Raw genomic sequence first — 21,920 nt, 5'->3', positions numbered from 1 at the left:
CTCCTTCTTTCTTAAAAAATTATTTATATAAACAAAATTCAAATTTTGTTTATTCCACTTGTTTAGCTACTTTGTTATATATTTCCGATACATTCCATAAATAGCACTTGCCAAAATAAGGATACCTAGAATTATCCAAACAGATGACATTTTGGTCCCTGTTTTCGGAAGGTTTCCTTTTGCTTTCTTAGCGACTTCTTGTTTTTGAGCTACAGGCTTTTTACTGCTTGTACTTTGATTTTTGTTCGTACTCTCTACAGGCGTTGTTGATTGCGTTGTGCCACCTGTTTTTTTACTTTTTTCATTATAAGCGGTAACCTTTACAGAAGTTTGATCAAATCCCACTTCAAATGAGATTGGGGTTTGATCTAGTTGATATCCCTTTGGGCTTTTTGTTTCCACAAACATATATTTTCCTGGGAACAATCGGGTAAGGTGTATTTCTCCTTTTCCATCTGTCGTCATCGATTGAGCTACTTCTACTACTGTTCCTTTTTCATCTCGTAGTTCAAACGTTGCATCTGATAATACTTCTTTTGTTTCTTTATCCTTTTTTTGCAAGATTACAGAGACTTCAATTGAACCATCACCAGTAAAGGTAATTCCAGCTTGACTCGTTTTAGACTCTGCATAAGTAGTAATGCCTAAACAAAAAGTCAAAACCATTAAGCCACCCATTAACAACCATTGATAGATTTTTTTCATCGTTTCTATTCCTTTCTATGGTGTATCATTTAATGTCCATTCAATCGTTGTTGTATATTCACCTAAACTTGCTTTACCAGAGTCTACTTTTAATAACAACCCTGAATTTTCTGTCCAAGTTTTAGAAATATTCCATGTGAAATTATCTTCAGTTGTATTTTCAGTTTCTACTATTTGAGTATCTGAATCAGTTAATAGTTGTTCACCAGTCTTATTTTTGTATACCAAAGAGTTAAGTAATTGTTTTCCGTTATCAACATTCGTTAAAGGTTGTAATAATTTTACTCCTAGTTTCCAAGTATTATTCGAACCTCTATTATCAGTAACCGTTAATTCTTTACCTAAAACTTCTTCCACACCATAAATCTTATCTTCTTTAGATAGTTTTTTTGAGCCAAATCCTATCGAATCTGGAACTGATAATTGTAAGCCTTCAAGCCATACTGCATACAATCTGATTTCTCCATTTGCATTACTAACTAAATTTTTTACCACTTCTTTATCTTTATACTTAACATTACCATTTGGCTCTGTGGACCAACCTTTAAATATATATCCTTCTTTTATATATGCATTTTGTGTAAGATTTTCTGCTTGATCATATTTCATAACTTGGTCTGGCATTGTTCCCTTTCCACCATTTGCATCAAACTTAATCGTATAATCATTAGCTTCCCATACAGCATAAACTACTTTTGTATCCACAAAATCAATTTTACTATTTTCAAGGAAATCTGGTACAGTAGCTACGTTAGATTCACTCCAACCTTTAAAAGTATATCCTTCTCTTATTGGTATAGTCACATCAGATAATTGAACTGTATCTCCAAATCTATACTCTTTTGTTACTTCTCTTGGGGTATTCCCAAAATTATCGTTATATATCACATTAACTTTTTTAGCTTGCCAAATTGCTTTTAAGTTAATTTTCTTTTTAGAACTATTTTTAGTGAATTGTATCTTATCATTAGGACTATACCTATTTCCTTCTTCATCTTCCCAAGAAACGAAATTATATCCTGGTAATGTTGGAATTATAGAAGGTATAGTAATTTCACCAGAGCCATCCGGTTTTAATAATATATTTTGAGTTTCCGGTATATTTGTAGCATCCGAGATACCTGGAACTAACACACTTGGTAAATTACTATCATAATAAACACTAGCTATTTCTGTAGAGAATATGACTTTTTCACTTACACCATTTAATAAAGTACCTGTTCCTACTTCTTGTGCAGAGTATTGAAATTGATTTACAGCTTTCTGATTTTCTGCTTTTGGAACAAAAAATTCTAAAATTGATTCAAATATAGAATTTGGCAATATTTGAGATTCTTCAAAATCTATAAATATTGCTGTTACAGTACTTAAATTTTTTGGTTTTTCAAGAGTAAAACCTAAACTTTCAAGTTTTTCGCTTGTCCAAGCATTAATATCTGTTCCGTATTCGGGCAACTCATCAACTGGTTTATTTGTATAGTATACTTTAGCACTAGTATTCGACTGTAATATTTCTTTAAATTCTATATTTCCTGTAGACCCTCTTTTATCTCCATCATAAGGCAGTACATTGTATATTTTAGCTTTATTAAAAGTTGTATTTCCTTCATTGGAAACAGCTACTTTCATTTGTGGTTTTTCTTCTTGATTTACACTTAAAATCGAAGTATTGCTCCAATTTGCTGAATTATTTTCCCGTACAAACGTTCTGCCAAATAATCTAGAACTTCTAACAATAGTTAGTGACGTGTTTTTTTCAACTGTTGCTGTATATGAGTGTGGAACATCATTCGACAAACCTAAAAGTTCTGCTAATTCTGATGAAAGATTATTAGTATATGAATCTATCTGTAAAAAATCTTTTCCAGTAATAGCAACTGCTGGTATCTTATAATTACCTTCCATAGCTCCATTTTTCACAGTAAATTCCAACGGAATTTCGAAGGCAACTTTTTCTCCATTCTTATCTACTGTCACGGAGCTTTCTATACTGTAATAATTATATTTCTCATCTGTGTTTATTAATTTTACAACTACATTTTCTTTATATATTTTATTATTGACTTTATCTTCAAAAGTTTTTAATTCATTAGGATTTTTCAATTCTAAAACTTTAGGAATCGCTATTGCTATTTTAGGATTTTTCAATACACCTGTTGCTGAATTACCATTATATCCCTGAATAGTATAGTTAACCGTATCTCCTGGGGATTTTCCAAAAGAATTACTACTAACAATCTGGGCTTTTGCTTGCGTTGCCGCTGCAGTATAAAATACTTTTCCCATAGGTTGAGCTTTCTCAATTGCTATTACATTCTGTGGATTACTTTCGTCCTCATAATACATTTTAGCAGCAAAATCTATTTCATAAACTTTCTCTCGTTCAATTGTACTTCCATTTGGCCATTTACCACTTATCCAATTTTTACATGTATATCCTATTGCAAAACCATTAGATGGAAGAAAAACACCTTCAGAGGTCCCTGTTTCTCCCATTGGAATTACAGTAATTTTATTAATATATTCACCAGAAATTAAATCAGGGATAGGTACATTATGTGTCCCTTTATATAGATTTGAAGTAACTTCCCTAGTATTACCTTCTGTATTTTTAATTTCAAAAACTGTTTTATAGTAAGTATCAGCAACATCTTTATTCGCTTTGGTTCCATAAATGGTTATAGAATTAAAATTGGCTAATGCTGAACTATCACTTTGTTGTAAAATTTCAAATTTCATTCCTTTAATAGGCTTCTTCCCCGTATTTTTTGTAGTCCACACATGTTCGTAGATTTTCCATCCAAATGCAATATTTTCATTACTAACACTATTTGGTTCATTAATTACAACAGTAGCATTTGTAGAAGTTCCTGTACTATGATCTCCTCCCGTTCCACTAATTTGCCATTCAGGAGTATCAATTTTTTGATATTTAACTTGACTACTAATCACCTTTTTTTCAGAATTATATTTAAAATATTTCATACCAAAATTTACATAAAAATACTCTCCTGTTTTAATAGTTGATGGTGGAGTAAACTGAAAATCATACAGTATAGAATTTTTATTTGGATTTCCACCAGAATGCCAGTTAGTAAAACTACTAGAATCGTCTGTTAATTTTCTATAATACCTCGTATACCCCACAGGAATACTATTATCTTCAATATTAGTTTGGCCTGAACTAAAATCAAAATAATTTTTCGTAGCTTGATTATTTATTATTGATCCAGTAGGTAATTCTATATACATTTGATTATCTTTAGATACATCCAGTTTTGAATATTGATTAAAATTATTAACATATCTTAATCTAGTTGAAATCCTTCCATCAGAATAATACTGATCAGAAGGATTCATATAATTATAAGCTAGCCCCATACCATCTCTTGTTGATGATGTAATATTGACTGAATCTGTTTGATCTATTTTGTTATTTAGTATATATATTTCAGCATACAAATTACTCCAGATTATTTGATTAACAGGAATTTTCCCCATGTATTCATCATTAAATTTAAATTTCAAATTAATTGTTTCAACAGAAGTCACAGTTTCTTTAAGCCTTACAATAATTCTTTTGTTAACAACATCATTTTCATAGGAAGATACTATAGAATTAGAAGGTATATCAGTATTCTGTACGTATTCAAAAATAGAACTATTCATAGAAAAATTCGAAAAAACAGGATTATCTATTGATGGAATACAACCACCATAAGGAATGACTATATAAGCATCAGATATACCTTCTTCACTTACAGTTACAGGTACAGAAACTGTTAACTCTCCTGGTTTAACACCAGTTATTGGATCAATATATGTCTGATATTGATCTACTACTTGTATTTTCCCAAGAGAAATTCCCTGAGTAGATTTTAACTCTTCATTATTACTAAAAGAATTGTCGACTTTACTGTCTTCATCTTCATTTTTCACAATTTTATCTGTTGTATCATTAGAAATACTTGTATTTTCTTCAAGAGATATAGAATGATCTGTTTTATTATTTTCACTAGGAGTTACTACTGAATTATGTTTAGAACTTTCCTCTGAAATATTATTATCTTTTTCACTTGAAACAGTATTTTCATCTTCTATTTGAGAAGAATCGGTAGGTATCATTACTTGATTTTGATTATTACTATCAGTCGTATTGTGCTGATTAGTTTCTGCTATAGCTACAGTTGGCAAAAGTATCTGGCTAGAAAATAATACTATTGTACTTAAAACAATACTTTTTTTCATAAAATCATCCCTTTCTTTATAAATCAATTCTCTATCTGAAGATTAGATATATAATTCATACCCTTTTATTTTTCCATTTAAGAATGTTAATTTTGCATAATGATCTGTATCCTCTTGGTACGTTAAAATTGCAAAACCACTATCTCCAGTGTATTCATCTTTGGGTTCTCCATACATCTCCTTTACCTTCTCGATAGTAGTCCCCCATGTTAAACCACCCGGAAAGAAAACTGTTAAATCTTTATTTGTAGTATCCGTTATATTAATAGATGTCATGCTTGACTCTTTAATATCAATTATTTTATCAGTTAAATTTGAATACGTACCAGAAATAATATTACCTTTTTTATTTGTTAAATGTGTCCCTGCAACTGAATCTTTTGGGTTTAATACGTAAGGATCTGAATATTTCAATTCAAAACCTAACTTGTTCAAATTTTTAATTCTATAGGATAGTCAATACTTGGTTATCTATTTGTATTTGATTATCATACCAATTTTTAGATAAATCTTTAGAGATTGCACCATTACTTTGTTTCTCTTCAATAGACGTAAATGTTTCATTCGTACTTAAACTTTCACTAATTTTAGTTGAACTTGTTTTGGTAGTTTCTTGCGTTGATTGTGTTTGTTTTATTTCTTTGTTTCCGCCCCCTACTAGCACGCTTAGCAAACCAATTCCTACTGCTAACTGATAAAATTTCTTCAAACATAGCTCCTCCTAATTAAAGTTTTCCTGCAAAAAAAGACAAAAGAATTTTTTGTCTCTTTTTTTTATTGTTCATAGCTTTCAATTAGAAGTGAAACTTCTCTCTTTTACAATGAATATCTCTAAAAAAAAAATACTAAAAAATAATATTTTTTTCATTAAAAAAAAATAAAAAAAAGATAAAGTCCGTATAATTGTGTAAAAGTAAAAAGGCCATATAACAGTCCTTTTACGGTACAATGTTTTTAACGACAAAAACATACCCAGGAGGACTTTTACATGACCCAAGTACATTTTACACTGAAAAGCGAAGAGATTCAAAGCATTATTGAATATTCTGTAAAGGATGACGTTTCTAAAAATATTTTAACAACGGTATTTAATCAACTAATGGAAAATCAACGAACAGAATATATTCAAGCAAAAGAATATGAACGAACAGAAAACCGACAAAGTCAACGAAATGGCTATTATGAGCGCAGCTTTACGACACGTGTAGGCACGCTAGAATTAAAAGTACCCAGAACACGTGATGGCCATTTTTCACCCACAGTGTTTGAACGTTATCAACGAAACGAAAAAGCCCTCATGGCTTCAATGTTGGAAATGTATGTATCAGGCGTTTCAACTCGTAAAGTATCAAAAATTGTGGAAGAACTTTGTGGTAAATCCGTCTCTAAGTCCTTCGTTTCTAGCTTAACAGAACAGCTAGAACCTATGGTTAACGAGTGGCAGAATCGTTTATTATCAGAAAAAAATTATCCTTACTTAATGACCGATGTACTCTATATAAAAGTACGAGAAGAAAATCGAGTACTCTCAAAAAGCTGTCATATAGCGATTGGAATAACCAAAGATGGCGACCGTGAAATTATCGGCTTCATGATTCAAAGTGGCGAAAGCGAAGAGACCTGGACAACATTTTTTGAATACCTAAAAGAACGCGGTTTACAAGGTACGGAACTCGTTATTTCTGATGCGCACAAAGGATTAGTCTCTGCCATTAGAAAATCCTTCACCAACGTAAGTTGGCAAAGATGCCAAGTTCACTTCCTAAGAAATATCTTTACCACCATTCCTAAAAAAAATTCAAAATCTTTCAGAGAAGCTGTTAAAGGAATTTTTAAGTTCACAGATATTAACTTAGCGCGTGAGGCTAAAAATCGATTGATTCATGATTATATCGATCAACCAAAATATTCAAAAGCTTGCGCATCATTGGATGATGGATTCGAAGACGCCTTTCAATATACCGTACAAGGAAATTCCCACAATCGACTAAAGAGTACCAATCTAATTGAACGACTGAATCAAGAAGTACGCAGAAGAGAAAAGATTATTCGCATCTTCCCCAATCAAACATCAGCCAATCGCTTAATTGGAGCCGTTCTTATGGACCTACATGATGAATGGATTTATTCTTCAAGAAAATACATCAATTTTGATAAGTAGAAATGGTAAAAACATTGTATAGCATTTTACACAGGAGTCTGGACTTGACTTTTGACTTATTTGCAAATACTATATATATTTTATTTGACTTTAATCTAAAATTTCCATCTGTTGTTATAAACAACTTAAATATGGTAACAAAAAACATATTTTCTATTCCCCTATTTAAGTATACTTTATTAAAAATGACACAGTATTTTACACTATCTCAACCCATTTTATTTTGATAGTATATTTTTTATTCTTCTATTTTGTACTTTTATAAATTCAAACTCATCACAGCTATATCTTTATCTTCTTGTGTAATCCCTATATACCTTAATGTATCTCTTTGGGAAGAATGGTTTAATAAATCTTGAATAATTTCTATAGGTACTTTGTTTTTATACAAGAAATAACCAAATGTCTTCCTCATAGAGTGACTGCCTATATTTGAGATTCCATTTTCATTTGCTGCACGGTTTAAAATGGCCCATAATGTTTGACGATTCATTGGTCTATCTATCCCTTTTCCACTAGGAAAAAGATAGTGCTCTAACTCATCATTATTTACATATTCTGTAAAATTTTTATTGATATAAATCTCAAGTTCTTCTCGTAATTGGTCTGATAATATAACAGAATTGTACTTCCCTGTTTTTTGTTCTTTTAAAGACAATCTATTCTTAATCACTATTTTATTTTCTTCTATTATTGCTACATCTGATAATTTTAGATTTCTCAAATCCGAAATACGATAGGCTGTATTAATTCCCATAGAAAATATAAGCACATTTCGCTCACCATATCTCCCTTTACGCAAACTTTTTTTCATTTTATTTATTGACCGTTTATCTTTTAGAGGAACTACTGTATTCACTGTTCACACTTCTTTCATGTTTTTATATTTATCATAAAAAGAATTCAAATGTACCTCTTCTTTTTATTTTCAATAAAAACCATCATGAATTATCTACTTTGATCTAATTCATGATGGTTTTTAAAAGTGTTTTAATTCTTTCCCGCACCTATTTCTATATAAGAACCATTGCTTAATTTATATTCTTTTTTACAGCTACTACACTTAAAATGATTATATTTTCCCAACTCTCTTCTAGCCAATTGGCCACAATCACAAGCAACATAAGCAACTACATTTGTCTTATTCCACGTAGTAATTTCTATTCCCCAGTGATCATATTTTTTTCGAACAACCATCTTAATTCTCTCCGTTTCTAAAACTATATCTTGCAATCATTTCTCTATATTCTTGTTTTGTTTTAGGCTGAACTCGCAATACTTCTTTGGCCAACTCTAATAATAGTTTTTCCACTTTTACTGACATCGTATCAAAAATAACCATTGGCTGTTTTTCTTTTGCTACACGTTTTTTGTATCTTTGATAATTTGCAGAATAGAGTCGATCATTTGGCATTTTTTCTATTCCATACCCTGAAACCAAAGGATTTTCCAACAACTGAATAATCTTCTCTCTATTTTCCATAATAACTTCTCCTTATCTATTTTTCACTAAGTAATTGTTCTTCTTTAGCTTGTTTTTTAATTCGTTTAAGAGTAGACAAAGAAATGCCTGTTTTCCTTTCCACTTCTCGCATGCTATTTGTTTCCATTAGCTCTAGTGCATGTTTGTATTTATCATTTAGAACTCTTTTCGGACGTCCTTCTCGATAGTTTTTATTATTAGCTCTGTGCCACTGTTTTCCTTCTTGGGTTCGCGTCACAATCAAATCTCTTTCAAATTGCGCAAAACTCCCTAACATGTTCATCATCAATGTTTGCATAGAATCACTTTTATTTGGCTCAAAGGTTAAAGCATTATCTAAGAAGGTGATAGTCACTCCTAAGTTGTTTAAAGAAGAAATAATCGAATTTAAATCAACGATACTTCTAGCCAGCCGATCAATTTTCGTCACTAAAACTTTATCACCAGTTTTTACAATAGATAGTAGTTCTTCTAATTCTTTTCTTCCTTCTTTTTTTGTTCCCGTATATTTTTCACTGAAGATTTTTTCTGCTCCAGCTCGTTCTAGTTTTTGAATCTGGGTTTTGTAATCTTGATTACTAGTACTCACTCTTGAATAACCATAAATAGACAAAATTTCCCCACCTTTTCTGAACATAAGTTTTTGACACTTGATAATTCCAAGTATAGCACGAAAAACCAAAGAGGTCAAAAACTTAAAAGTTTTTGACCTCTTTGGTTCTTACTATAAATTATTTTTTGTAGATAGTACTCCTATGTCCTATTGAAAATATTTGTATTATAATTTCTGAATCACAAATATTAGCCAATATTCGATAATTTCCGATTCTGTAACGCCATTCACCACTTCTATTTCCAGTCAAGCCTTTTCCATGTTGACGAGGATCAGTAGTTCCTTCTAAGTTTTTTCTAATCCATGCTACTATTATTCTTGCCTGGTTTCTATCCATTTTTTTTAATTGTTTCTGAGCTTGTGGCATATATACAACTTTATATTTCATTTAATAGATTCTCCATTTCCTCTTGAGAAATACCAATCTCTTTTTTCTCTTTGGAAATTTCCATTGCGTTCCGTAAGGTTTTTAAATCAATTTCATCTTCAATTTTATCTAATACAGTTTTTCGATAAAGTTCAGTTAATGAAGAATTGTGAGCTTTTGCATATTCTAACACAAGTTCTTTTTCATCCTCAGGAATTCTAAATGTAATTGTTGATTGAGACATCTTATTACCTCCATTCGCGCTTTGTAATAACATTGTATTAAAAATAAGCGAATTTGTCAATACATTGTAATTACAAATATAATAGTTAATCCAATATATAGAATAAAATATGAACGATAATTATCTAGTACGTATTATCAAAACAATTCTACTTGTGTCACATTGGTTTTTATCCGTTCCAAAGACTGTTTATAATATTTTTCATTCGTTTCAAAACCAATAAACTGTCGGTCTGTATTCAAACAAGCAATCGCTGTTGTCCCACTTCCCATACAATTATCCAAAACAATTTCTCCTGGTTTTGTGTATGTTTTTACTAGATATTCTAATAACGCTACAGGTTTCTGTGTAGGGTGAATGGTATATTTTGTCGCATCTTTTGAAAAACGCAAAAGATTGTTAGGATAACCTGTTACCTCTTGTGTGTAGGTCTTTCCAGAAAGCCTACTAGAATAAACATTATCATCATATTCTGATCGACTAGCTACACGCTTATTTTTTAAGGGAATTAAGCCTTGCGGATAATAATTAGGTCTTCCTTTTGAAAAAACAGAAATCGTTTCTATGCAACGCATTGGTTGTGTTTTCGCAAATGTAAAACCAGTCACATTATTTTTCAACCAATACCAGTCATATTTATAAAGTTTGAAATTGCTCATACGTAATGCAGTAGAAAAAGGTTCTGCCCCGAATAAAACAATAGGGGTATCTTTTTTAGCTATTCGCAAATAGGATTCCCACAACTTATCCCAGGACAATACCTCATCCCAGGAACAAGCTGTAGTACCATAAGGCAAATCACAAATAATCGCATCTATTGATTCATCCGGTATTTTTTTCATTCCTTCTAAACAATCTTCAAAGTAAATCGTATTGTATTCCATCATAAGTTACTCCTTATGATTTAGGCCTAAATCGTTTATTATTCAAGTCTTGATACCTTTACTTTACTGATTATTTGTTTGAAAGGTTTCCTAACAAATCTTGAAAAATGTTGCTAAAAAGTCCTTTTTAGAACCTTTTAGCAATATCATATATCACTGCCACTGTAACTGAATTCCCCGCTTGTTTATACAAACTACTATCAGACATTTTTTGCTCATACTCACAATGATAATGATCTAACTTATTCTCAATAATAATTTTTGCTATCTTCCTACTTCCAAATTTTGCTGCTAAAAACGCTTCATCTGGAAAAGCTTGTAGTCGCCAACATTCCATTGGAGTAAGTCTTCTTATCTGAAAATCTTCAGTAACTACTGCTTGCTGATCACCTGTTAACAACGTATGTGCGTATTTTTTACCTACGCGCCCTCTTCTTTTCTTTGAATTTGGAAAGGCAAAATTAATGCTATCACCTGGTCCAGCTTCACTATAACCTTCTTTTGTTGCTTCTCGAACCAAAATTTTAGGTTCTTGGCCACCGCCACCCATCGTTGTAAGAGTAGGAGAAAGCCCGTTAACTGAAACAACCGCTGAGGAAGAGCGAAACTTATTGTCTAACAATCCTTCAACAATAATTCTTTTTTCCACCTGCGTTGTTTTTGATTGAGTAGGAACCATTATTTTACTTCCTTCCCCATTATTGCAAGTAATTGTCGGACTTATAGCATCCGAGGAAAATACATTTCCGTTCATTCCTCTAGCACTTGGATTCACATTACCAACAACTTGTTGTTTTCTTCCTTTTGAATTTATTTTTGCTGATTTAAAATTAATTTGGCTTTCTTCTCCTGTGATAGGAAATATTTGGTTGGTACTTGCTCCTCTAAGACGTCCGATAATAAAGACACGTTCTCTATTTTGTGGGACATAATTCTTGCTGTTAAGCACTTGCCATTCCACGTTATACCCCAATTCATCCAAAGTTCGTAAGATTGTCTCAAACGTAGCGCCTGAATCATGGTTGAGGAGTCCTTTAACATTTTCAAGGAATAGATACTTGGGCTGCAAAATATGTGCGAACCGTGCAATTTCAAAAAAGAGAGTTCCTCGAGTATCTCTGAAACCTTTTCTTTTTCCTGCAACACTGAAAGCTTGGCATGGAAATCCGCCTGCGATAATGTCCACACGTCCGATTCCTCGAACAAATTCATCTGATATTGTTGTAATGTCATGCATTTCTACCTCATTTTCTGTATTATGAATTGCTTTGTAACTTTCTCTTGCTTTGGCATCAATTTCACAAAAACCTATACACCGATGTCCTGCTTTTTCTAACCCTAATCGAAAGCCTCCAACTCCTGAAAATAAATCTAAAAACGTTAATTGTTGCTTTGTCATGAGAAAAACTCTTTCTCACAGCGCTGTGGTCGTTATTCAAGCTTGTACCAGAAGTATAACGATTATTAGGTTTACAGAGAGTCGCTTCTTTGTTGCCAAAAAGTTGTTATTTAGCGATAAAACAACAAATCTAAAGCCAAAGCAAACTGAAGCATTGCCATTTTGGAATCATCAATAATAATATTTTTTTGATAGTTAATCCGTTCACTCACAGCAACTACAGATAGTCCATAAAAATAACGATAAAAAAATACACGCCGTCGTCGTTCCGTTATTTCTGGACGATACGGGTGCATAATCGCGGTAAATGCATGAGTAAAACATGCTTCTGTTTTTAAGTATTCTTTTTCATGTTCAGATAAGGAAAGTCCTTGTTGCTCTTTTTCCCTGATTGGGTCGTTTTTTACAACTAAAAAACACTCACTCGTTAACTGAGGATAGACAGTAAATCCCATTCGTTCTCGATTGATTTTCATTGTCTGTATAAAAATCCCTACAGCCTTTTTTGTTTTCGGCCAATCAATAAATTCAAACGGTGGCAATGTGTAGTCTTTAATATCAAAAAGACTCAAAATTTCACCTCTTTTATGCTATAATCAGTACGTTACTGAAGAAGGCTTCTTTCAGTGACAATTGTGGAATGGCCAGAGCGATTGCTCTGGCTTTTTTTATTTTTGCTTCTATTCTTTGTTTTAAAACACTCATTCTCAGACTTTTCAATCGATACCTGGAATAAAAATAAAGTTGCCAAGTTTGTACTGGGTAAAGTATATATGCCTGTTTATTCATCAAAGCTTCTTTTTCTTGCTCAATGATCTTTTTAGCTGCTATATTTTTTGAAAAATATAACTTTTCTATTTCCTGTAATTCTTCTAAGCGTATGTGAAACAAGTAAAGTCCTGCTGTTCGCTTAATGTTTTTCATCATTCTTTTCTCCTAATTTTTATACCAAATAAAAAAGCTCTCTATCAACTAGAGAGCATCGTCAAAATTGAGAAATATAATGACCTTCTTAATGAAAATCTCTTATTATTTTATACTATGTTTTTCCAAAATTCAATCTCTCATAATTACTTTTTCTTTGTAGGAAAGAAAAAATAATTGATTTGTTTTTTCAATATATTGATAGATTGCTACCTTCAATGTGTCTGTTAGCCCTGGTATCTGATTAATTATTTCTTTCACTTCTGTTTCATTGTATTCAAAAAAATCCCCCTTCCATATCAACGTTACTGTTAATTCTACGTTCCGAATTTGCAAAAAATACGTACAACCAAACGTGTTGCCACACTCACGGCCGTAAATAAACATGTTGCTTTCACTCTTTCCTTATACTAATCTTTCTCTTTGACTAAATTGTTTCCCTTCTTCAACGCCTTCCTGAAATGCTACTAGGTCTTTTGTTTTATGAGAAGTATCTTTTCCTGGCACTAGTGATAATTGATCAAACTCTTTTTGCACGTGCTCTGGAACTTGTAAAGCCATTTCGTACCCTTTTGTTTTTACTTGTTCCTCAAATTGTTCCTGCAATCCTACAAGATAACCTTGAATATAATCTTGTTTTAATTGCCATTTCCGCTTTCTTTTTCGTTTGATTTCAGGCCGTTGCATGAATCTCCTTGCACTATATGCAATACTTCCCTTTGCATAATGAAACGTAATATCCGCAATTTCTACATCTGTTTTCGTTCCTAGAAAATGTAATTCTACAGGTGTTCCTGCTACATAATAAAACTTTACTCGAAAATTCCAAGCAATAATTCCTGCTAATCGATATAGCCATTTCTGTGGCTTTCCTTGATATACAACAAAATCAACCACTTTCTCTTCAAAAGAAGATTGTTTATAGTCAAATACTTGTTCCTCAGATACTCCGTAAGCAAGCATTAGCTCTTGTGCTTTCGCTAACGCGCTCATAGATTCTTCATCATTTGCATCATTCGCTAAAGCTAAAAGCTTTTGAATTTTTATAAATCTTTTATTTTCCATTCTTTTCCCTTCCTCCTGTTCCAAACGCCTTCATTATTTGATAATCTGCTCGAATCATTCGTTCCATTGTGTGAGCAGGATAATAGCGCTTTTCGCTCATCTCTTTATCTTTTGCCACAATTTCTTCCCACATCTCTTTTACTTCTCGAGAAACTAAACAATCAATTCGTGCTTTTTCCTCCACATGTGGAGCTGTTAGGTTCACATGTGGACCTGATTTATTTTGTTTCATGCCGCATTTCCTTTCTTTTTAAACAAATTTTATTTATCATTCATAGATAACTGTAACTCTCCGACTAGAGAACGCCTCTCTATATATTGTTCTTCTAACATATCTATTGCCAGTTTCTTCAGAAAGTAAATATGTTATAATATATTTCTTTTTCGCTCCCTTTGCATCAGTCTTTTCAACTATAACATCTTCTATTTTGCCGCGTTTTTTCACTGTTAGTATGGCTTGATCCAAGTTTTGTTCAAATAAATACTCATCACACTTTATTACAAAAAACCAAACACCTACATACAAAATTGCATGGACTACTATTATCAATAATTTTTTTGATGTAATTTTATTTTTGAACATTTTGCACCCTTCTTTCTCTCACTGAACATTGATATTTATACTCATCCCAAGTAGTAAACAAATAGATAAATAACAAAAAGAAAATAACTAATTTAATCAACAACGGTAAAAATTGCATTAACATACCACATAAAATCATTGCGACCACCAATCGTTTATTCATCTTGTATTCACGTCCTTTTTTCAGTAAAATATAGTTAGCTTTTTTATTTTGATCCCTTTGTTTTCGGTACTTGTTCATTTATGACAAGTACCGTTTTTTCTTTAAATCCAATCTATTAGCACTAGTTACTCCATATACCTAAATGTTGTTGCTGCGCTAATGCTTGTTTTTCTTCTAACTGTTCTAAGTATTTTGCTTCTTTATTTTTCACGTAAGCGACTTTTGCTAACCCTTCACTTACTAAGGTTTCCTGCAACAATTGACCATCTACAAACACATACGCCAATAATCGACCATAGCGATCTGTTTTATTCGTTTCATCAAATTCTAGTTGGATTTCTTTTGCATTACTCAACAATGTTTTTGTTCGATTACTTGCCTCTTTACCAAATGGTTGAACAGGTGTGTTCAGTTTTACTGTTTCAGGAGTATCTATCAACAAATACCTTACTTTTTGTTCCTTGCCATTTACAAGAAACACACTTGTATCACCGTCTACATGTCGAACAAAATCTACAGCTACTCTTTCTGAAGAAGTTTGTTTTTGCTCAATTTGTTGTATCGATTGGTGTAGTTCTTGCGTTAATCCACCGATTATTTCTTGTGTGCTACAGCCCGTCAATAAAAGAAAGCTTAAAAAAGAAACAAAAAAGAAGCCTAGTTTATTTAGTCGTTTCCTCATTTTTTTATCCTTTCTATAATTTCTTGCTCTATGCTTGCTTTATTTAAACATAGAGCAAGACTATTTATATTTTCATAAAACATTACTTAACAAAGCTCTCAGAACGGTAAGTCATCATCTGAAATATTTATTGGATTTCCATCAAATGGATCATCATTTGGCATTGGATTAGCTGCTGAAGAATGATTGCCTATATTGTCTACAGTATTATTCATAGATGGGTTCTGATTCGTTGACGTCCTTTGTTCTCTTTCTTCTGCTTGAGAACGTGATTCTAACAACTGAAAACTTTCCACAATTACTTCTGTTACATAAACACGCTGCCCTTGTTGATTTTCATAAAATCGAGTTTGAATTCTTCCTACTATTCCAACCAACGTTCCTTTTCTAACATAGTTCGCAAACGTCTCCGCCGGCTTACGCCAAATCACACAGTTGATAAAGTCTGCTTCACGATTACCATTTTGGTTTTTATAATTACGATTTACAGCTAAAGTAAACGTTGCAACAGCTATTCCACTAGCTGTATAGCGTAAATCAGGCTCTTTCGTTGCTCTACCAATCAATGTCACATTATTTATCATTTATTGTTCCTTCTTTCTTTTTATTTACTTTACTGCATGAATAAATTTCTGATATAGTCGCAAACATTGCTTTTTAATCAACAAATACACAATAATAACGACTGCTATTGTAAGTAATCCTTTTATCAATACAGATAAAAGAGGCACGAAAAAAATAAGTATTGGTACAAAATATACCCAAAAATAATAAAATGCCGTCAAAAGAAGCGCACATAGGCTAATAAACGCCAGAAAATAACAAATTCTTTCTAATCCATGCGTTTGACTAAGCCCTTTCATCACATGTAATATTGGCCAACCAATCATACGAATAACCAACGACAACAGAAAATCAATCCCTAAACTAATCAAATCATATAGATTCTCAAAAAATAAACGGATTATTTCCATAGAAATTCCTCCTCTCACTGGCACCTTTTATCATTGGAAAGGAGCAGCTACGCTGCCCACTGTTCCAATCGTTCAATTGCTTTTTTATCATATTCAAGGTCGGTTGTAGTGTACCATTCAGGTAATTCCTTCTCAGAAAATAGACTATAGAGAAATGTTAATATTTCCATACTTTCTTTAGCTTTACTAACAGATCCGCATTGATTCACGTAAAATCGAACTTCTTGTCTTAACCTATCAACATAAGCATAATGAAAGGTTTTATTTTCTTTTACCATGTTTTTGAGTTTGTTTTTTTCTTCTTTTGTAAGCATTTTTTCGTTCTCTCCTCTGTTTTCTTTATGATTATATTATAGCATATCAACTATAGTCTTACAACTATAAATTGATTTTTCTATAGTACTTATGCTATAGTTAAAAAGGAGGGATATTATGAATACGCTGTATGAAAAAGAAATTCAAGAATGGATATATAAAAACTTAGTAGATAAACATAAAGGTGCAGAAATTACCGGACAATCCGTTAAAGGGTTTGAACAATCTGTTCGCTTAAAATACATTACGCCTTTTTATGAAAATGAAGGAGCTGGACCTGCAAAAATACGTTTATATAAAAGATCTGATTTAGAAGAGTATGCTAAAACAAAGAAAAAATAAAGAACCTTTATATGATAAAGGTTCCTCACTAGTATTTATCCTATAGATATGCTAAAATATACATGAAAAGAGAGCTGTGCGCTAACACAACTCTCTAGTGTAGAACCGTTAAAAAGACGGTGGCAGTTTAATAGTTTTTACTTAAACCATCTTGCTGGCCAAAGCGAAAGATGGTTTATTTTTTGTTATTGTCATCTTTGATAGCTAAGACTAACATTGCAAATGCAATCATCAGACTTAAAGCTTCATAAGTTGACAAATCAGGCTCTCCTTTCTCTAGACTTGATACTTACGTTCATAAGCATCACCTCCTAGACTCTAGATTGCCACCATCTTTTCACTTTTCTACTAAGCTAGTATATCATATTTTTTTTAGTCTATATCAAGTTTTACCGTGATTAGATAAAAAAGCCCCCAAAACCTGATCAGAGTTTTTTTTTGGGGGGTGTGGTATTATCGTAAAGATTTACTTAACTATTTTAGTAATTCATACTCAAATAATTTACTTTCCAATTCATCCGAGTAATAGTTAGCCAATCTAACTTTTAATTCTTTAAGTTTGGTATTAACCTTTTCATTGTTATAAATTTTTTTGTCGTTCGCATCTTTATAGGAGGTATTAATATCTTCTTCAATCTGATATGTTCCATAATTATAACAAGGATTGTATTCTTGAGTATCTTTAACAAGATCCAACAATTCATCAAAAACACCTAATAACATGAGATCTGCTCTATCAAGTTTTCCATATTTCTCTTGTTCAACCAGCTCTTTACGTACTAAAGAATTTTCGTCTAAACACATTTCATTATTGTAAAAACGGCCATCTGTACCATAAAAACTTATACAATGATTTTTATGAGAAATGCATGTCCATAAAGTAGCCTTTCTTAAAAAATCAATATCTTTTTTGTACATTTCTCCTTTATCGGCCGTTGTATAATAAATGTCCTTTTCAAACCAGTTTTTTTGAGGATATTGTTTAGCTACAAACAAAGCTGTTTGTTCAGCATAATTAGAGATTCTCACTTGACTTCCATATCCATGATAGGTGGAAATCCTTGTCATACGAACATCTTGAGCAGTCAACCCAAATCCACTAGCTTCAAGATGGGCTAAAATATCTTCATTATACACCGGTTTAAATTTTTTATTATTTCTTATATACGTTTCTCGGCCGTCATATCCTACAACAGAAGTAGCAGCTTTATCAGTAGATAATTTTTTTGAATAGAGTTTAGAAAGCGTTGTATGAACTTTTTTGATAGTCACAAGTGCTACGTCTTTAAGAATGGCATCTTCAGGAACATCAATTACAGCAATTCCTTTCCCGGTTCCCCATTTTTTGTTGTCTTTCCAGATTTCTTTAGCCACAACAGAAATACTTTCTGTTGAAGTATCCTTTTCGTTTTTCCACAAAGCAACCAATAAAGAACTTTCTTGTGCTTTGAAATTTCCTCTATTAGCTAAAAAACCATCAACAAACACTTTAGACATTAACCCTACAGATTTCCAATATTTTACTGGTGCAAACAATACATATTGATCATTAGGATCCCGCATAAAATATTGTTCAAATGACCAGACAAACTGGTTAAGTAGATCCTTCGCATGGTTACTATCTCCTGCAAATTCAGCAGACATTAATCTGCGAATATAGCTAAATTTATCTTTCGTTTTAACATTTCCTTCTTGTGCACGTGCCAATTCACTAGAATATGGCGGATTTTCTAAACCAATAATAATTACATCGTTATCATCAATGATTTCTTGTAGTGTCGCATGTTTTCCATCCGTTTCCATAGGAATGGTTAGAAACTCTTCTGCTAAAGCATCTCCACTTGCCACTAAATTTCCTTGATTCGACCGTACAACTGCTAGTGGGGGGATAATTGCTCTTACTTTCCCAATATATTTATTATACAAAACCAGCCATTCTTTTATTTCATAAGTATTCAAAATAACATGACTTAATTCCTCATCCGTTAAATAATGTTCTAATGCTCCAGTACCTGCGCATCGATCCAATATAACGTAATCCTTACCTTTTGGAACATTATTAATTGCTTTCCTAACAAGTTTAGTAGCTTCTTTTACGTAAGGTAATGGTGTATAAAATGCGCCCAAATCTTTTCTATTCGTCGGATCATTTAAAACATCCATAACCGTATCAAAATCAGTTTCATTTCCATTCCAAGGTAAAATATAATTTTCAACTATAGAACTTTGAGGATTTCTTAGCATGTTAAACATTTGCGATTTTGTAACAGTTCTATCACGATGATAAATATAATTTGCCCAACCCAAAATATTCGGAAAATTAATAGCAAACTTTTGATAACTATAATTTTCAAAAAGTGCCAATAGTTCTTTATTTTTAGGGCTATTAGGTTGAAATACTGTAAAATCAAATTCATTTTCAGGCTTAGTTGAATTTTTTAATGTTAATTTTTTTACATCTTTTGAAGCACTATTAACATAATTTGTTTCTATTTCAGAACGATATTGTATTGCATCGTAAACATATGCATGGTCTTTACTAATATCTACAAGGACAATTTTACTAGGGATTGGAATGCCACCTTTATTTCTCAATTTCGAAAGATAGTGGATTGCTTGAACAAGTACAGCATTTAGATCCGCTATATTATTTTTGAATTCAAATAACGTACCATTCACAAGCCCATCAGTATTTTCAATTAAGACATCTTTTTCGTTAAAACCAAATGTCCTCCAAAAAAACAGATTATCTGCTCTTTCATTTCCAGATTGCCAACTTCTGTCTATTGAGAGAGGTGACACTATGCCACCTCTTCTCTTTTAGCCACCAAAAATAGACATCTTTGAGGAACAAAGACGTCTATTTTGCTGGCTATTTTTATTTTAATGTACGACAAATAAGCACGTATATTTAGGTTAACGTGCTGTGCTGTGCTGTGCTGTGCTGTGCTGTGCTGTGCTGTGCTGTGCTGTGCTGTGCTGTGCTGTGCTGTGCTTAAGTATAGCATTTGTTTCTCCTCTGTCAAGTTTTTTCAAAAAAAATTTTACATGATGAGTACTAAAAATACAATATTTTTTCAATTCAAAAATTCCTCCAAAAATATATTTACAACTAATCAATAAAAAAATAAAGAACCTTTATATGAATAAAGGTTCTTTACTAGTATTTATCCTATAGATATGCTAAAATAAGTATGAAAAGAGAGCTGTGCGCTAACACAACTCTCTAGTGTAGAACCGTTAAAAAGACGGTAGCTATCGAAAAAATAGTTTTTTAACCATCTTAACGACCTGCTAAAGTGTTAGAAGATGGTTATTTTTTTGTGTTCGTATGATCTATAATCAGCAAAACTAACGTTGCGAATGCAATCATTAGCGATAATGCTTCAAATACAGACATGCTTACTCCCTTCTAGGGATAAAGCTATGAACCATAGGCATCACCCCTTTATTCAAGAGATTAGCCACCATCTTTTCACTTTTCTACTAAGCTAGTATACCATATCTTTTTTTACAGAAAAACACTCGCTTCTACAGTGTTTAACGACCACTCAATGGTTTCTAGGTTGAGTGGTCGTTAAATTTACACGCGAGCCATTTCTTTTGCTTTCGCATATTTTCTTTGGTCTTGTTTATCTACCGCTTGATACCCGTAATTTTTAATTAAGAAGGCCATTTCATGCGCTGACTCGGCCTCATAAAAGCCAACGGTCTGTTCAAACCGTTTGCGGGTTGCCACAACCGTCTGTTTCCCTTCTTTTTGCTGCATCGTTACTTCTAAGTGTTCTCCGTCTTTTCGCTCATAACTTTCTTCCAGTAATTTTTGTTCAACACTCCGTGCTGTTCGAACTTTTAAAACGTCGTTCCAGTCCTTATAAATGACATCCATCGGCTTGTAACGTTCTTCTTTATATTGTGTATGATACGTGGTTATTTTCGATTCTAGGCGACGTAACGCTTCGTCTGTTATTTCTAGTTGTGGCTTTCTTAAAAAGGCTTGAAGGTCGATATAGCCTGTGTTTGGATTACGAGACTCATTCAACGCCTTTGCCACCTGTATAGAAGTTGCACGCACGTCTATCTCATGATCATTTCTTTTTTCTGGATCTTTTGCCGCATAATACCCACGATAGTTCCAGCCATTGCCCACTGTCGTTTTATTAGACATATTCGTCAATGCTTTATGAACCCCTGCAATCAACTCCCAATCCACCGCACCATTTACAGCAGCCGACGCCGCTTGATAGTGCTGAATGTTTTCTTTTAATATCCAATGGTCTAAAGGAATAAGAGAATGAAAATGTTCATAGTGACTCATTCGATCCCAAAACTCATGACCTGTTGGATCATTATCCAGACCAAAATAAACACCTGCCGTCGGTCGCGTTCCTTTGGTTTCTTTCATGTATTTCATCGCAGATACAACCGTTTCAATATTCATGCCGTGCCGACCGTCTAAACAGAACAACATACAATCTTTTAATCGGTCTTTATTTAACGACCAATACGACAAAGCATCGATAGGCGCTTCAAAAAATAAAATCCTATCTGGGTTCTTACCAATCGTCACATTAAAGCCAAAGTGTTTTTGCGAATTTTTAGCAATTTTCTTTGCTACGCCTCGTGGCTCATTCTTGTCTGGTGTAATCCCTTGAACAGTGGCACCTACGCGTCTTCCTGCATCATTCCAAACAAAAATGGCTTGGCCTAACACATCTTGTTGAATCATTCCTTTTTTTATTAGTCCCCGAACAATCTCTTCATCCAA

General features: G+C 32.6%; 29 protein-coding genes. 2 read left to right on the top strand and 27 right to left on the bottom strand.

Annotated features, from left to right (window positions below; genetic code table 11):
* Positions 1–66: 66 nt before the first annotated feature.
* From IGK96_RS13820 to IGK96_RS13805, 4 genes are read right to left on the bottom strand one after another with little or no spacing between them, the layout of a single operon-like run.
* Positions 67–705 (bottom strand): SpaA isopeptide-forming pilin-related protein, encoded by a 639-nt coding sequence (locus IGK96_RS13820; protein WP_010728977.1) that lies wholly within the window; start codon positions 703–705, stop codon positions 67–69.
* Positions 706–720: 15 nt separating this feature from the next.
* Positions 721–4,953 (bottom strand): InlB B-repeat-containing protein, encoded by a 4,233-nt coding sequence (locus IGK96_RS13815; RefSeq protein WP_438756327.1) that lies wholly within the window; start codon positions 4,951–4,953, stop codon positions 721–723.
* A gap of 42 nt (positions 4,954–4,995) precedes the next feature.
* Complete coding sequence (locus tag IGK96_RS13810; RefSeq protein WP_229206980.1) at positions 4,996–5,367, bottom strand: hypothetical protein; 372 nt, start codon at positions 5,365–5,367, stop codon at positions 4,996–4,998.
* Positions 5,368–5,398: 31 nt separating this feature from the next.
* Positions 5,399–5,662, bottom strand: a complete 264-nt coding sequence (locus tag IGK96_RS13805; RefSeq protein WP_016622121.1) for a hypothetical protein — start codon at positions 5,660–5,662, stop codon at positions 5,399–5,401.
* Positions 5,663–5,941: 279 nt separating this feature from the next.
* On the opposite strand from IGK96_RS13805, the gene IGK96_RS13800 reads away from it, so the two are divergent.
* The gene (locus IGK96_RS13800) at positions 5,942–7,114 is read left to right on the top strand and encodes an IS256-like element IS256 family transposase (protein ID WP_000195429.1); all 1,173 of its coding nucleotides are present in this window, start codon (positions 5,942–5,944) and stop codon (positions 7,112–7,114) included.
* Positions 7,115–7,373: 259 nt separating this feature from the next.
* Here the strand turns inward: IGK96_RS13800 and IGK96_RS13795 are convergent, their stop codons facing one another.
* The 19 genes from IGK96_RS13795 to IGK96_RS13705 all read right to left on the bottom strand — a co-directional run bounded on the left by IGK96_RS13795 (position 7,374) and on the right by IGK96_RS13705 (position 16,809).
* Positions 7,374–7,973, bottom strand: coding sequence for a tyrosine-type recombinase/integrase (locus IGK96_RS13795; RefSeq protein ID WP_010818056.1), 600 nt, complete (start codon positions 7,971–7,973; stop codon positions 7,374–7,376).
* A gap of 131 nt (positions 7,974–8,104) precedes the next feature.
* Complete coding sequence (locus IGK96_RS13790) at positions 8,105–8,311, bottom strand: hypothetical protein (RefSeq protein WP_010818055.1); 207 nt, start codon at positions 8,309–8,311, stop codon at positions 8,105–8,107.
* Between the two features lies 1 nt (position 8,312).
* Positions 8,313–8,597 carry a hypothetical protein gene (locus IGK96_RS13785; protein ID WP_057086843.1) on the bottom strand — a complete coding sequence of 95 codons (285 nt, stop codon included), beginning with the start codon at positions 8,595–8,597 and terminating at the stop codon, positions 8,313–8,315.
* A gap of 16 nt (positions 8,598–8,613) precedes the next feature.
* Positions 8,614–9,234: a recombinase family protein gene (locus tag IGK96_RS13780; RefSeq protein WP_185775933.1), complete on the bottom strand. Its 621-nt coding sequence runs from the start codon at positions 9,232–9,234 to the stop codon at positions 8,614–8,616.
* A gap of 94 nt (positions 9,235–9,328) precedes the next feature.
* Positions 9,329–9,598, bottom strand: coding sequence for a type II toxin-antitoxin system RelE family toxin (locus IGK96_RS13775; protein WP_002367773.1), 270 nt, complete (start codon positions 9,596–9,598; stop codon positions 9,329–9,331).
* On the bottom strand, positions 9,588–9,821 hold the full coding sequence (relB, locus tag IGK96_RS13770; RefSeq protein WP_002334254.1) for a type II toxin-antitoxin system RelB family antitoxin: 234 nt from the start codon (positions 9,819–9,821) through the stop codon (positions 9,588–9,590). Before relB ends, IGK96_RS13775 begins: the two co-directional genes overlap by 11 nt.
* A 137-nt stretch (positions 9,822–9,958) precedes the next feature.
* A complete protein-coding gene (locus IGK96_RS13765; RefSeq protein WP_113844426.1) occupies positions 9,959–10,708 on the bottom strand; it encodes a DNA-methyltransferase in 750 nt (249 codons plus the stop codon).
* A 124-nt stretch (positions 10,709–10,832) separates the two neighbouring features.
* Complete coding sequence (locus IGK96_RS13760; protein ID WP_113844425.1) at positions 10,833–12,104, bottom strand: DNA cytosine methyltransferase; 1,272 nt, start codon at positions 12,102–12,104, stop codon at positions 10,833–10,835.
* A 110-nt stretch (positions 12,105–12,214) separates the two neighbouring features.
* Entirely contained in the window at positions 12,215–12,676 is a 462-nt protein-coding gene (locus IGK96_RS13755) for a transcriptional regulator, ArpU family protein (protein WP_113844424.1), read from the bottom strand.
* A gap of 13 nt (positions 12,677–12,689) precedes the next feature.
* Positions 12,690–13,031, bottom strand: a complete 342-nt coding sequence (locus IGK96_RS13750; protein WP_240185638.1) for a hypothetical protein — start codon at positions 13,029–13,031, stop codon at positions 12,690–12,692.
* Between the two features lie 129 nt (positions 13,032–13,160).
* Positions 13,161–13,415 carry a hypothetical protein gene (locus IGK96_RS13745; RefSeq protein ID WP_014862514.1) on the bottom strand — a complete coding sequence of 85 codons (255 nt, stop codon included), beginning with the start codon at positions 13,413–13,415 and terminating at the stop codon, positions 13,161–13,163.
* An 18-nt stretch (positions 13,416–13,433) separates the two neighbouring features.
* Positions 13,434–14,093, bottom strand: a complete 660-nt coding sequence (locus tag IGK96_RS13740; protein ID WP_113851340.1) for a DUF2786 domain-containing protein — start codon at positions 14,091–14,093, stop codon at positions 13,434–13,436.
* Positions 14,083–14,325, bottom strand: a complete 243-nt coding sequence (locus IGK96_RS13735) for a hypothetical protein (protein WP_113851341.1) — start codon at positions 14,323–14,325, stop codon at positions 14,083–14,085. The genes IGK96_RS13740 and IGK96_RS13735 overlap by 11 nt, the downstream gene beginning before the upstream one ends.
* 36 nt (positions 14,326–14,361) lie before the next feature.
* On the bottom strand, positions 14,362–14,676 hold the full coding sequence (locus IGK96_RS13730) for a hypothetical protein (protein WP_113851342.1): 315 nt from the start codon (positions 14,674–14,676) through the stop codon (positions 14,362–14,364).
* Complete coding sequence (locus IGK96_RS13725; RefSeq protein ID WP_016632483.1) at positions 14,663–14,839, bottom strand: hypothetical protein; 177 nt, start codon at positions 14,837–14,839, stop codon at positions 14,663–14,665. Before IGK96_RS13725 ends, IGK96_RS13730 begins: the two co-directional genes overlap by 14 nt.
* 121 nt (positions 14,840–14,960) lie before the next feature.
* On the bottom strand, positions 14,961–15,521 hold the full coding sequence (locus tag IGK96_RS13720) for a thermonuclease family protein (protein WP_113851349.1): 561 nt from the start codon (positions 15,519–15,521) through the stop codon (positions 14,961–14,963).
* 98 nt (positions 15,522–15,619) lie between these two features.
* Positions 15,620–16,105: a single-stranded DNA-binding protein gene (ssb, locus tag IGK96_RS13715; RefSeq protein WP_113851350.1), complete on the bottom strand. Its 486-nt coding sequence runs from the start codon at positions 16,103–16,105 to the stop codon at positions 15,620–15,622.
* A gap of 24 nt (positions 16,106–16,129) precedes the next feature.
* Complete coding sequence (locus tag IGK96_RS13710) at positions 16,130–16,495, bottom strand: hypothetical protein (RefSeq protein ID WP_041161815.1); 366 nt, start codon at positions 16,493–16,495, stop codon at positions 16,130–16,132.
* Between the two features lie 47 nt (positions 16,496–16,542).
* Positions 16,543–16,809, bottom strand: a complete 267-nt coding sequence (locus tag IGK96_RS13705) for a hypothetical protein (RefSeq protein ID WP_025193976.1) — start codon at positions 16,807–16,809, stop codon at positions 16,543–16,545.
* A gap of 118 nt (positions 16,810–16,927) precedes the next feature.
* Here IGK96_RS13705 and IGK96_RS13700 point away from each other — a divergent pair, with 118 nt between their 5' ends.
* Positions 16,928–17,152 (top strand): hypothetical protein, encoded by a 225-nt coding sequence (locus tag IGK96_RS13700; protein WP_014862507.1) that lies wholly within the window; start codon positions 16,928–16,930, stop codon positions 17,150–17,152.
* 175 nt (positions 17,153–17,327) lie between these two features.
* Here the strand turns inward: IGK96_RS13700 and IGK96_RS13695 are convergent, their stop codons facing one another.
* From IGK96_RS13695 to IGK96_RS13680, 4 genes are all read right to left on the bottom strand, one after another.
* Complete coding sequence (locus IGK96_RS13695) at positions 17,328–17,411, bottom strand: putative holin-like toxin (RefSeq protein ID WP_225624570.1); 84 nt, start codon at positions 17,409–17,411, stop codon at positions 17,328–17,330.
* 215 nt (positions 17,412–17,626) lie between these two features.
* Positions 17,627–19,954 carry a hypothetical protein gene (locus tag IGK96_RS13690; protein WP_113844423.1) on the bottom strand — a complete coding sequence of 776 codons (2,328 nt, stop codon included), beginning with the start codon at positions 19,952–19,954 and terminating at the stop codon, positions 17,627–17,629.
* 511 nt (positions 19,955–20,465) lie between these two features.
* Positions 20,466–20,552 (bottom strand): putative holin-like toxin, encoded by an 87-nt coding sequence (locus tag IGK96_RS13685; RefSeq protein ID WP_219376566.1) that lies wholly within the window; start codon positions 20,550–20,552, stop codon positions 20,466–20,468.
* 183 nt (positions 20,553–20,735) lie between these two features.
* A partial coding sequence (locus tag IGK96_RS13680; RefSeq protein ID WP_438756318.1) for a DUF3991 domain-containing protein occupies positions 20,736–21,920 on the bottom strand: 1,185 nt, incomplete at its 5' end.

Source organism: Enterococcus sp. DIV0682 (assembly GCF_051712685.1).
GTDB lineage: Bacteria > Bacillota > Bacilli > Lactobacillales > Enterococcaceae > Enterococcus > Enterococcus faecalis.
This window is presented reverse-complemented; position numbering and strand designations above follow the sequence as displayed.